Source organism: Pseudomonas sp. NPDC090233 (assembly GCF_044772285.1).
Lineage (GTDB): Bacteria > Pseudomonadota > Gammaproteobacteria > Pseudomonadales > Pseudomonadaceae > Aquipseudomonas.
In genome coordinates this window covers 55,788-67,525 of record NZ_JBIVYQ010000002.1, presented here as the reverse complement: position 1 = coordinate 67,525, position 11,738 = coordinate 55,788, and the positions used below count along the sequence as shown (strand labels likewise).

Annotated in this window: 12 protein-coding genes; 4 read left to right on the top strand and 8 right to left on the bottom strand. The window is 63.7% G+C overall.

Going from position 1 to position 11,738, the window contains the following annotated elements; translation table 11 throughout:
* Positions 1 to 103: 103 nt before the first annotated feature.
* The 8 genes from ACIQUF_RS04790 to ACIQUF_RS04755 form a co-directional block, all read right to left on the bottom strand.
* Entirely contained in the window at positions 104 to 379 is a 276-nt protein-coding gene (locus tag ACIQUF_RS04790) for a peptidylprolyl isomerase (RefSeq protein ID WP_008095636.1), read from the bottom strand.
* A gap of 73 nt (positions 380 to 452) precedes the next feature.
* A complete protein-coding gene (gene eco, locus ACIQUF_RS04785) occupies positions 453 to 932 on the bottom strand; it encodes a serine protease inhibitor ecotin (protein WP_403129017.1) in 480 nt (159 codons plus the stop codon).
* Positions 933 to 987: 55 nt separating this feature from the next.
* Positions 988 to 1,758: a 3-hydroxybutyrate dehydrogenase gene (gene hbdH, locus ACIQUF_RS04780; protein ID WP_403129016.1), complete on the bottom strand. Its 771-nt coding sequence runs from the start codon at positions 1,756 to 1,758 to the stop codon at positions 988 to 990.
* 183 nt (positions 1,759 to 1,941) lie between these two features.
* A complete protein-coding gene (locus ACIQUF_RS04775; RefSeq protein ID WP_403129014.1) occupies positions 1,942 to 2,958 on the bottom strand; it encodes an ABC transporter permease in 1,017 nt (338 codons plus the stop codon).
* Positions 2,958 to 4,016, bottom strand: a complete 1,059-nt coding sequence (locus tag ACIQUF_RS04770; protein WP_403129012.1) for a microcin C ABC transporter permease YejB — start codon at positions 4,014 to 4,016, stop codon at positions 2,958 to 2,960. The genes ACIQUF_RS04775 and ACIQUF_RS04770 overlap by 1 nt, the downstream gene beginning before the upstream one ends.
* The gene (locus ACIQUF_RS04765; protein WP_403129010.1) at positions 4,013 to 5,938 is read right to left on the bottom strand and encodes an extracellular solute-binding protein; all 1,926 of its coding nucleotides are present in this window, start codon (positions 5,936 to 5,938) and stop codon (positions 4,013 to 4,015) included. The genes ACIQUF_RS04770 and ACIQUF_RS04765 overlap by 4 nt, the downstream gene beginning before the upstream one ends.
* 13 nt (positions 5,939 to 5,951) lie before the next feature.
* Positions 5,952 to 6,233 (bottom strand): peptidylprolyl isomerase, encoded by a 282-nt coding sequence (locus ACIQUF_RS04760; RefSeq protein ID WP_400804070.1) that lies wholly within the window; start codon positions 6,231 to 6,233, stop codon positions 5,952 to 5,954.
* Between the two features lie 78 nt (positions 6,234 to 6,311).
* Positions 6,312 to 7,373: a 3-deoxy-7-phosphoheptulonate synthase gene (locus ACIQUF_RS04755; protein WP_403129008.1), complete on the bottom strand. Its 1,062-nt coding sequence runs from the start codon at positions 7,371 to 7,373 to the stop codon at positions 6,312 to 6,314.
* Positions 7,374 to 8,008: 635 nt separating this feature from the next.
* Between ACIQUF_RS04755 and benA the strand changes: the two genes are divergently transcribed.
* The 4 genes from benA to ACIQUF_RS04735 all read left to right on the top strand — a co-directional run bounded on the left by benA (position 8,009) and on the right by ACIQUF_RS04735 (position 11,723).
* Positions 8,009 to 9,367, top strand: a complete 1,359-nt coding sequence (gene benA, locus ACIQUF_RS04750) for a benzoate 1,2-dioxygenase large subunit (RefSeq protein ID WP_403129006.1) — start codon at positions 8,009 to 8,011, stop codon at positions 9,365 to 9,367.
* Entirely contained in the window at positions 9,364 to 9,849 is a 486-nt protein-coding gene (benB, locus tag ACIQUF_RS04745) for a benzoate 1,2-dioxygenase small subunit (protein WP_403129005.1), read from the top strand. Before benA ends, benB begins: the two co-directional genes overlap by 4 nt.
* A gap of 71 nt (positions 9,850 to 9,920) precedes the next feature.
* On the top strand, positions 9,921 to 10,934 hold the full coding sequence (gene benC, locus ACIQUF_RS04740) for a benzoate 1,2-dioxygenase electron transfer component BenC (RefSeq protein ID WP_403129003.1): 1,014 nt from the start codon (positions 9,921 to 9,923) through the stop codon (positions 10,932 to 10,934).
* A gap of 27 nt (positions 10,935 to 10,961) precedes the next feature.
* Positions 10,962 to 11,723: a 1,6-dihydroxycyclohexa-2,4-diene-1-carboxylate dehydrogenase gene (locus ACIQUF_RS04735; RefSeq protein ID WP_403129001.1), complete on the top strand. Its 762-nt coding sequence runs from the start codon at positions 10,962 to 10,964 to the stop codon at positions 11,721 to 11,723.
* The last annotated feature ends 15 nt before the right edge of the window (positions 11,724 to 11,738 follow it).

Here is an 11,738-nt window from a genome sequence, read left to right as displayed (position 1 = left end):
CTGGCGGGATCGCGCTTTGTTGGCGCTACTCCGGCTCTGCCTGCGTTGTAAATAAATGCCAGTCGGGGGACAACTGGCAAAAATGCTAGGTGGCCACGCGCTATCAGTCGCGATAGAACGTCTGCACCAGGTGATAACCGAACTTGCTCTTGATCGGGCCATGCACTACGCGCAGCGGCTTCTTGAAGATCACCTGGTCGATCGCACCCACCAATTGCCCCGGGCGTACTTCGCCCAGATCCCCACCGCGCTTGCCCGAAGGGCAGGTGGAAAACTTCTTGGCCAGCACGTCAAAGGCCTCGCCGTTGGCGATGCGCTGCTTGAGCTTTTCGGCTTCGTCAGCGGTCTTGACCAGAATATGGCGGGCTTGAGCTTTCATGGGGACACCTGTGCTTCGGGGTAAAAAGGGCGCCATTATGCCTGAACACACAGCGCCCCGGCGTTGGTACGGATTACTCGACGTTAGCTTTCTTCACTTCGTTCGACGCCGACCACACGCGATAGCGCACCTCGACGCCTTCCGGCACATACACCACGACCGGCAGCTTGCTGTTGTAACGCAGCATGAAGCCTTCACCCACCACTGGCACAAAGGCTTCGGTCGTCTTGCCATCCGGGCAGGCCATCAGGGTACTGGCTGGGCCACCGACCTTGTCCAGGCGGTAGTAGCTGTAGCCCCAGCCTTCGAGGGTGCGTTCTTCCAGGCTGCCGGCCAGGCGCTGACGGTTGCAGTCGACCTGCAGGGTCTTGCCGGCCAGGATTTCCAGCTTGAAGGCATGTTCGTCGGCTTGCGCCGGCAGGTGGATCACCTGCCGGGTGAAACCTTTTTCAGCGTCGGGGTAGGGGGCGACATCCTTGAGGCTGGCGGCCATCACCGGGGCGGCGGCCGCCAGGGTCAGGGCCAGGATCGAGGGCAGTAGGGTTGGGCGCATAAGGCCTCCTTGCAAGAAAACGGATGCAAGACCAGCGCCAGGCCCAGGCTTCCCATCACTGGGCCAGCCAGCCACCGTCGACGTTCCAGGCGGCGCCGCGGACCTGGCTTGCGGCCTCGCTGCAGAGGAATAGTACCAGCTCGCCCAAATGCTCTGGCGTGACGAAGGCCAATGAAGGTTGCTTCTCGGCCAGCAAGTCTGCCTGCGCTTGCTGCGGGTCGACACCCTTGGCGGCACGTTCGTCGATCTGTTTCTGCACCAACGCAGTCAACACCCAGCCCGGACAGATGGCGTTGCAGGTGACGTTGCTGGTGGCGGTTTCCAGCCCCACCACCTTGGTCAGGCCGATCACGCCATGCTTGGCCGCAACGTAAGCCGCCTTGCCGGTCGAGCCGACCAGCCCGTGCACCGAGGCGATGTTGACGATCCGCCCCCAGTTGCGCGCACGCATGCCGGGCAGGGCCAGGCGTGTGCCATGGAACACCGCCGACAGGTTCAGGGCGATGATCTTGTCCCAGCTTTCCACGGGGAACTGTTCGACCGGCGCCACGTGCTGAATGCCAGCGTTGTTGACCAGGATGTCGACGCCACCGAACTCGCGCTCGGCGCAGGCGAATAGCGCTTCGATCTGCGTCACCTCGCAGAGGTCGGCCGGATGGTGCGCCGCCTTGACGCCAAGCTGCGCGATCTCGGCCAGCGCCGGTGCAGGGTCGCCGAAGCCGTTGAGCAGGATGTTGGCGCCGGCGCGGGCCAGCACCTGGGCAATGCCCAGGCCGATGCCGCTGGTGGATCCGGTGACGAGTGCAGTCTTGCCTTTGAGGGTCATGCAAATGCTCCTTATTGGGCTGCGCTGCCGCGCAGAGATCAAAGCCTGCGAGTGCGCCGCATACCCAGTGGGAGCGGCTTTAGCCGCGAAGCAAGCGACGCGGTGTGTGGCACCGGCTTCGCCGGTGTTCGCGGCTGAAGCCGCTCCCACAGGGTACTGCCAAATCAATCAGTTAGTAGTTTTCTACCGCCTCGGATCAAACGCCTCGCGCAGGGCATCGCCGATAAACACCAGCAGCGACAAAATCACTGCCAGCGCAAAGAATGCAGTAAAGCCCAGCCAAGGAGCTTCCAGGTGCTGCTTGCCCTGGGTCACCAGTTCACCCAGCGAAGCAGTTCCGGCCGGCATGCCAAAGCCCAGGAAGTCCAATGCAGTCAGCGTAGTGATCGCCCCGGTCAGCATGAATGGCACATAGGTCAGCGTGGCGTTCATCGCATTGGGCAGGATGTGCCGGAACATCACCTGGCTGTCCGGCAGGCCCAGGGCGCGGGCGGCTTTCACGTATTCCAGGTTGCGCCCACGGAGGAATTCGGCGCGCACCACATCGACCAGGGTCAACCACGAAAACAGCGCCATGATCCCCAGCAGCCACCAGAAGTCCGGCTCGACGAAGCCGCTGAGGATGATCAGCAGGTACAGCACCGGTAACCCCGACCACACCTCCAGAACGCGTTGCCCGAGCAGGTCGACCCAACCGCCGTGGTAGCCCTGCAAGGCCCCGGCAACCACGCCGACCAGCACGCTGACCACGGTCAGGGCGAAGGCGAACAGCAGCGATATCCGCGTGCCGTACAGTACCCGCGCGAGCACATCGCGCCCCTGGTCGTCGGTGCCGAGCCAGTTGCTGCTGCTCGGCGGGCTGGGTGTGGGCACCTGCAGGTCATAGTTGGGTGTGTCGGCGCTGAAGGGGATCGGCGCGAAGAGCATCCAGCCACCCTGGCCCTCGATCAGCTGGCGCACATAGGCGCTGCGATAGTCCGGCTGAAACGGCAGCTGGCCGCCGAACTGCTGTTCGCTGTAGCGCTTGAGCGCGGGCACGTACAACTCGCCCTTGTAGCCCAGCAGCAGGGGCTTGTCATTGGCCACCAGTTCCGCGCCGAGGCTGAGCAGCAACAAGCCGGCGAACAGCCACAGCGACACCCAGCCGCGGCGGTTGCGGCGAAAACGTTGCAGGCGGCGACGTGAGACGGGCGAGAGCATCAGTGCGCCCTCGCGTCGAAGTCGATGCGCGGGTCGAGCAGGGTGTACGACAGGTCGCCGATCAGGCGGATCAGTAAACCCGCCAGGGTGAAGATGAATAACGTGCCGAACACCACCGGGTAGTCACGCGACACCGCCGCCTCGTAACTCAAGCGCCCAAGCCCATCGAGGGAGAAAATCACCTCGATCAGCAGCGAGCCTGCGAAAAACACTGTGATCAACGCCTGGGGCAACCCCGCCAGTACCAACAGCATGGCGTTGCGCAGCACATGCCCGTATAGCACACGCCGTTCGCTCAGCCCCTTGGCCCTGGCCGTGATCACGTACTGGCGGGAGATTTCATCGAGGAAGGCATTCTTGGTCAGCAGCGTCAGCGTGGCAAAGCCGCCGATCACCAGCGCACCGACCGGCAATACCAAGTGCCAGAAGTAGTCGGCTACCTTGCCCAGCAGGCTGAGCTGGTCGAAGTTTTCCGACACCAGGCCGCGCACCGGGAACCAGTTCAGCGAGGTGCCGCCGGCGAACAGCACGATCAGCAGCAGGGCGAACAGGAACGAGGGCAGGGCATAGCCGATCACGATCAGCGCGCTGCTCCAGGCGTCGAAGCGGCTGCCATGACGCACCGCCTTGCGGATGCCCAATGGGATCGACACCAGGTAGGTGATCAATGTGGCCCAGAACCCCAGCGACAAGGTCACCGGCAGCTTGTCGAGGATCAGGTCGGTGACCTTGGCGCCCCGGAAGAAGCTCTGGCCGAAGTCAAGCCGCGCGTATTGGCCGAGCATCAGCCACAGGCGTTCAGGGGCCGATTTGTCGAAGCCGTACTGGCGCTTGATCTCTTCGATCAACTTCGGGTCCAGGCCACGGGTGGCGCGGGACTCGCCGTGCACAACCTCGGCCCGTGCGCCCGGTGCGCCGCCGCCGATGCCCTGCAGCCTGGCCACCGCCTGTTCCACCGGGCCACCGGGGGCGGCCTGGACGATGGCGAAGTTGACCAGCAGGATGGCCAGCAGGGTGGGGATGATCAGCAGCAGGCGCCGCAGGATATAGGCTGTCATGGCTCGGCCTTCTGGCGCTCGGCCATTTGTGAGTTGGTCAGCGCTTCGGGGCTGATTTCCCACCAGCCGTCCAGGCCTTCGTCATAGGCAGGCTGCACCTTGGGCAGGCCGAAGCGGTTCCACCACACAGTCGAGCTGCCCGGGGGGTAATAGTTGGGGATCCAGTAGTAGTTCCACTGCAGCACCCGGTCCAGCGCATGGGCGTGGCGCAGCATGTCGGCCTGGGTGTCGGCTCGCACCAGCCCGTCGATAAGGCTGTCCACTGCCGGGTCCTTGAGCACCATCAGGTTGTTCGAACCCGGATCATTGGCCGCTGCGGAGCCGAAGTAGTTATACAGCTCGGCGCCGGGCGAAAGGGTGGTGGTGTAGCCGGTGACGATCATGTCGTAATCGCGGGCCATCACCCGGTTGATGTACTGGGCCGAATCGACGTTGCGGATATTCAGGGTGATGCCGATCTGCGCCAGGTTGCGCTTCCACGGCAGCAGCAGGCGCTCGACACCCGACTGGCCGTTGAGGAAGGTGAAGGTCAACGGTTCGCCCGCAGCGTTCACCAGCTGATCATTCTCGGGATGCCAGCCGGCTTGTTCGAGCAAGGCCAGGGCCTGCAGCTGTTGCTGGCGGATAATTCCCGAGCCGTCGGTTACCGGCGCCGTGAACACCCGGCTGAAGACTTCGTCCGGCACCTTGCCGCGCAGGGGTTCGAGCAGTTGCAGCTCGCTGGCATCCGGCAGTTCACGCGCGGCCAGCGGGGTGTTGGAGAACGCACTCTGCTGGCGGATGTACATGTTGCGCATCATCTGCCGGTTGCTCCATTCGAAGTCCCAGAGCATCGCCAGCGCCTGGCGCACACGGCGGTCCTTGAATTGCGGCCGGTCGAGGTTGAATACGAAGCCCTGGGCGGTCTGTGGCTTGGACGGGCCCAGGTGGGCGCGCTGCAAGCGGCCATCGTCCAGCTGTGCGCCGTTGTAGCCGAGGGTGAAGGCCGTGGCGGAGAACTCGCGGTTGTAATCGTAACCACCGCCCTTGAGCACCTGGCGCGCCACTTCGGTATCGCCGAAATACTCGATGCGGATACGTTCGAAGTTGAAGCGACCGCGGCTGACTGGCAGGTCTTTGGCCCACCAGTTGGGGTTTCGCTCGAAGGTGATGCTGCGCCCGTTGTCGATCCGCCCGATGCGGTACGGGCCGCTGCCGACAGGGGTTTCGAAACCGGCGCCGTTGGCGAAGTCGCGGTTCTGCCAATCGTGCTCGGGCAAGACCGGCAGGCTGGCGAGGTCCAAGGCAAGGGTGCGGCCGTGGGGTTGCTTGAAGTCGAAACGCACGCGGTGCGGGCCTTCCACTGTGACGCCGCCGACGTCGGCAAAAAGCGTTCGATACTTGAGGCTGCCTTGGCTCATCAGTTTTTCGAAGCTGAAGCGCACATCTTCAGCGCGCACGGGTTTGCCATCGGCAAAAGTGGCCCTGGGGTCAATCTCGAAGCGCAGCCAGGCGTCTTGCGGGCCGCGTTCCATACGCTGGGCGATCAGGCCGTAGACGGTGTAGGGTTCATCGAATGAGCGTACAGCCAGAGGCGCGTACAGCCAGCCATCGACTTCGCTCACGCCAGTGCCTTTGTCGATGTACGGCAGAATATGGTCGAACTGGCCAATCTCGATGGCCGAGCGGCGCAATGTGCCGCCTTTGGGGGCGTCTGGGTTGACGTAGTCGAAGTGGCGGAAGCTTTCAGCGTAGCGGGGCGCTTCGCCGTAGACGGTGAGGGCGTGGCTGGGCGCGGCTTGGATCGCAAAGCTCAAGCCCGCCAGTACAAGCCCCAGGAGAACCTGTAGGAGCGGATTTATCCGCGATGAGGCCCGTGCAGGCAACGTCTTCGCCTGGCCGGGCCTCATCGCGGATAAATCCGCTCCTACAAGGATACTCATCGCCAGTGAGGAGTTAGTCCTGACGGCTGGTCACTTCCAGCAGGTGGTAGCCGAACTGGGTCTTGACCGGGCCTTGCACGGTGTTGAGTGGGGCGCTGAACACCACGGTGTCGAATTCCTTGACCATCTGGCCTGGGCCGAACGAACCCAGGTCACCGCCCTGGCGGCTGGACGGGCAGGTGGAGTTGGCTTTGGCGATTTCAGCGAAGTCGGCACCGGCTTCGATCTGAGCTTTCAGCTCGTTGCATTTGTCTTCGCTGCTGACGAGGATATGACGGGCGGTGGCGCGTGCCATGGGTACTACTCCTTGGGTGAAAAGGGCAAGCCTAGCGCGTTGCATGGCAAATGTCTCGCAAGGCTTGCCGCACCTTCACTACAGACGTGCTGCGGCATCGCGCAGCAGGGTTTCAGTCGCCTCCCAGCCCAGGCAGCCGTCGGTGATCGACACACCGTACTTCAGCGCGCCCTTGCCCAATGCCTGGCAGCCATCGAACAGGTGACCTTCGAGCATCACCCCGACAATCGAGGTATCGCCGGCCAGGCGCTGGGCCAACACTTCCTCGAACACCACCGGCTGGCGCGCCGGGTCCTTGCCGCTGTTGGCATGGCTGCAATCGACCATGATCCGCGCCTGCAGCCCGGCCTTGGCCAGCCCTTGGCGGGCCTGGGCAATGCTGGTGGCGTCGTAGTTCGGGCCTTTGTGGCCGCCGCGCAATACCAGATGGGTGTCCGGGTTGCCCAGGGTTTCGATGATCGCCGGGTAGCCTTGCGCATCCATGCCGAAGTGGCGGTGCGGGGCGGCGGCGCTGCGCATGGCGTCGCAGGCGATGGCGACACCGCCGTCGGTGCCGTTCTTGAAGCCGACCGGCAGCTCCAGGCCGCTGACCATCTCACGGTGCACCTGCGACTCAGTGGTGCGCGCGCCAATCGCCGCCCAGCCCAGCAAGTCGTCGAAGTAGCCAGCGGCCATCGGCTGCAGCAGCTCGGTGGCGATCGGCAGGCCACGCTCGATCATGTTCAGCATCAAGCCACGGGACAGGGCGATGCCGGCATGCATGTCGTCGCTGCCATCGAGGTGCGGGTCGTAGGCCAGGCCTTTCCAGCCCACCGTGGTGCGGGGTTTTTCCACGTAGGCGCGCATCACCAACAGCAGCTTGTCATCCACTTCGCGGCTGAGCGCCGCCAGGCGGTCGGCGTATTCCAGGGCTGAGCGGGGGTCGTGGATCGAGCATGGCCCGACGACGACCAGCAGGCGCGGGTCGCGGCCTTCGAGGACGGCGCGGATGGCCTGGCGCTGGGCTTGGACTTGCTGAGCATGTTCAATGAAGAGCGGCATCTGCTGCTTGAGCAGGTGCGGGCTGGGCAGGCGGCGGCTGACGGTGGTGTTGGCCGCGTGCGGCTGGGTCAGGGGCAGAGCGAGGTTGGAGGCTTGCATGGCGTAGGTTCCCTGGGCGGACGGCGGGTTCTGGCCCGCGCGGTCGGCCGCTATCGAGGTGTTCGACTGATCGTTGAATTCAAATTGGCTGCAGCGTTGCCACCGTGGACGGTCCGATCGGAGGCGGCAGGCTGGCCCGAGCGGGAATGGCTAAATCGCCAGGCGTAGGTGCTTGCGTAGTAGTAAGTGGCGTAGTTCATGAAAGCGTCCTCAGTGTGATTCGGTAATGTTCAGAAGCCTGAAAAGCAAAACCCCCGGTCGGGGAGCCGACCGGGGGTTTGAGTATTCTCATGTTCGGCGGCCCCTCGAAGGTGGGCGCCGTGTGGGTATCGGCGCCTAGTGGCTAAACCAATACCCAAAATACGAGCAGGTAAGTGCCTTGCAGCCGGCAACGGCCAGCACAGGGCGCAGGGTGCGACCGGTGTGGTTGGCGTGGTTGCGGGTGACTTTCGGCATGTTGCTCTCCAGTGAATGAGCCCGAGCTTACTTCAGGTGATACACCGCGTTCAATGGATAAATGCTATCGCATCGATAATTGCACGAACTGGATAGCGCTGTGCAGCAGAAGGATATTGCCCCCCAGATGCGCCCCTTAACCTGAGCCGGTCTGAACAATAACAATGGAGACCCCGGCCATGTCCCTGGGATTCGATTACCTCAATGCCATGCTCGAGGACGACCGTGAACAGGGCATCTACCGCTGCAAGCGCGAGATGTTCACCGACCCACGGCTGTTCGACCTGGAGATGAAGCACATCTTCGAGGGCAACTGGATCTACCTGGCCCACGAAAGCCAGATCCCCGAGAAAAACGACTTCCTCACCCTGACCATGGGGCGCCAGCCGATCTTCATCGCGCGCAACAAGGACGGTGAGCTCAATGCCTTCCTCAATGCCTGCAGCCACCGCGGCGCCATGCTCTGCCGCCACAAACGCGGCAATCGCTCCAGCTACACCTGCCCGTTCCACGGCTGGACTTTCAACAACAGCGGCAAGCTGCTCAAGGTCAAAGACCCGAGCAATGCCGGCTACCCCGACAGCTTCAACTGCGACGGCTCCCACGACCTGACCAAGGTCGCCCGTTTCGAGTCATACCGCGGCTTCCTGTTCGGCAGCCTCAATGCCGACGTCAAGCCGCTGGTCGAGCACCTGGGCGAGTCGGCGAAGATCATCGACATGATCGTCGACCAGTCCCCCGAGGGCCTGGAAGTGTTGCGCGGCGCCAGCTCGTACATCTACGAAGGCAACTGGAAGCTCACTGCCGAAAACGGCGCTGACGGCTACCACGTAAGCTCTGTGCACTGGAACTACGCCGCCACCCAGAACCAGCGCAAGCAGCGCGAAGCGGGTGACGAGATCAAGACCATGAGCGCCGGTGCCTGGGCCAAGCAGGGCGGCGGCTTCTACTCCTTCGACCACGGCCATTTGCTGCTGTGGACGCGCTGGGCCAACCCCGAGGATCGCCCGGCATTTGAGCGAAGAGCTGAACTTATCGCCGACCATGGCCAGGCCCGCGCCGACTGGATGATCGAGAACTCGCGCAACCTGTGCCTGTACCCCAACGTGTACCTGATGGACCAGTTCAGCTCGCAGATCCGCATCGCCCGGCCGATTTCGGTGAACAAGACCGAAATCACCATCTATTGCATCGCGCCCAAAGGTGAGAGCGCCGAGGCCCGTGCCAGCCGTATCCGCCAGTACGAAGACTTCTTCAACGTCAGCGGCATGGCCACCCCGGATGATCTGGAAGAGTTCCGCTCGTGCCAGACCGGCTACGGCGGCGGCACCGGCTGGAACGACATGTCACGCGGTGCGGCGCACTGGGTCGAAGGCGCCGACGAGGCTGCCCGCGAAATCGAGCTCAAGCCGCTGCTGTCGGGCGTGCGTACTGAGGACGAAGGCCTGTTCGTGCTGCAGCACAAGTACTGGCAGGACACCATGCTCAAGGCGCTCGAAGGTGAACAGCGCCTGATCTCCGTGGAGGCCGTGCAATGAGCCTTTACGAAACCGTACGCGATTTCCTCTACCGCGAGGCGCGCTACCTGGACGATGCCCAGTGGGACCAATGGCTTGAACTCTATGCCAGCGATGCCACCTTCTGGATGCCGAGCTGGGACGATGACGACACCCTGACCGAAGATCCGCAAAGCGAGATCTCGCTGATCTGGTACGGCAACCGTGGCGGCCTAGAGGATCGGGTGTTCCGCATCAAGACCGAGCGTTCCAGCGCGACCGTGCCGGACACCCGCACCTCGCACAACATCAGCAATATCGAGATCGTCGACCACGGCGAGGGCAGCTGCGATGTGCGCTTCAACTGGCACACCCTGAGCTTTCGCTACAAGACCACCGACAGTTACTTCGGCACGAGCTTCTACACCCTCGACCTGCGCGGCGAACAGCCGTTGATCAAGGTCAAGAAGGTGGTGCTGAAGAACGACTACGTGCGTCAGGTCATCGACGTCTACCACATCTGATTCGAGGCAAAGCGAACTGCCCGGTGTGCCCCAAGAGCGCGCCGCGGCCAGCTTCGCCCGCGAGGTGCAACATGAGCTTCCAGATCGCGCTTAATTTCGAAGACGGGGTTACCCGCTTCATCGAGGCCAGCGGCCATGAAACCGTGGCCGACGCCGCCTACCGCCAAGGCATCAACATCCCGTTGGACTGCCGCGACGGCGCCTGCGGCGCCTGTAAGTGCAAGGCCGAGTCCGGGCGTTACGACCTGGGCGACAACTTCATCGAAGACGCCCTGAGCATCGATGAGATCGCCGAAGGCTACGTGCTGACCTGCCAGATGCGCGCCGAAAGTGATTGCGTGGTACGCATCCCGGCGTCATCCCAGGTGTGCAAGACCGAGCAGGCCAGTTTCCAGGCCGAAATCAGCGACGTGCGTCAGCTGTCGGCCAGCACGATTGCCTTGTCGATCAAGGGCGAAGCGCTGAGCCGCCTGGCTTTCCTGCCGGGGCAGTACGTCAACCTCAGCGTGCCGGGCAGCGACCAGAGCCGCGCCTACTCCTTCAGCTCGCTGCAAAAGGATGGCGAGGTCAGCTTCCTGATCCGCAACGTGCCGGGCGGGCTGATGAGCAGCTTCCTCACAAGCCTCGCCAAGGCCGGCGACAGCATGAGCCTGGCCGGCCCGCTGGGCAGCTTCTACCTGCGGCCGATCCAGCGCCCCTTGCTGCTGCTGGCGGGCGGCACCGGGCTGGCACCGTTCACCGCCATGCTGGAAAAGATCGCCGAACAGGGCAGCGAGCACCCGCTGCATCTGATCTACGGGGTGACCAACGACTTCGACCTGGTCGAGCTGGACCGCCTGCAGGCCCTGGCTGCGCGCATCGCCAACTTCACCTTCAGCGCCTGCGTGGCCAACCCCGACAGCCAGCATCCGCAGAAGGGCTACGTGACCCAGCACATCGAGCCGCGCCACCTCAATGACGGCGATGTCGACGTGTACCTGTGCGGGCCGCCACCGATGGTCGAGGCAGTCAGCCAGTACATCCGCGAGCAGGGCATCACCCCGGCGAATTTCTATTTCGAGAAGTTTGCGGCAGCCGCCGCCTAAGTGCTGCCCAAGCATGGAGAAATAACGATGAATACAAGATTTCAAGGCAAAGTTGCCCTGGTCACCGGTGCCGCCCAAGGCATCGGCCGGGGCGTGTGCTGGCGGCTCAAGGCCGAAGGCGCGCAGGTGGTGGCGGTGGACCGCTCCGAGCTGGTCCACGAACTGGCCGGGGAGGGCATGCTGACCCTTATCGCCGACCTCGAACAACACAGCGACTGCGCCCGGGTCATGGCCACGGCGGTGGAAACGTTCGGCCGCATCGACATCTTGGTCAACAACGTCGGCGGCACCATCTGGGCCAAGCCGTTCGAGCACTACGAAGTCGAGCAGATCGAGGCCGAGGTGCGCCGCTCACTGTTCCCCACCCTGTGGTGCTGCCATGCCGCGCTGCCGTACATGCTCGAACGCGGCAGCGGCGCCATCGTCAACGTCTCGTCCATCGCCACCCGCGGCGTCAACCGCGTGCCCTACGGCGCGGCCAAGGGCGGCGTCAATGCCCTGACCGCCTGCCTGGCCTTCGAAACCGCCGGCCGCGGCATCCGCGTCAACGCCACCGCGCCCGGTGGCACCGAAGCGCCGCCTCGGCGGGTGCCACGCAACGACGCCGCGCAGGGTGAGCAGGACAAGGTCTGGTACCAGCAGATCGTCGAACAGACCCTCGACAGCAGCCTGATGCACCGCTACGGCAGCATCGACGAACAGGTCGGCGCGATCCTTTTCCTGGCCTCCGAGGAGGCCTCCTACATCACCGGCGTGACCCTGCCGGTAGGGGGCGGTGACCTCGGCTGAGGCTCACCCTCCAGG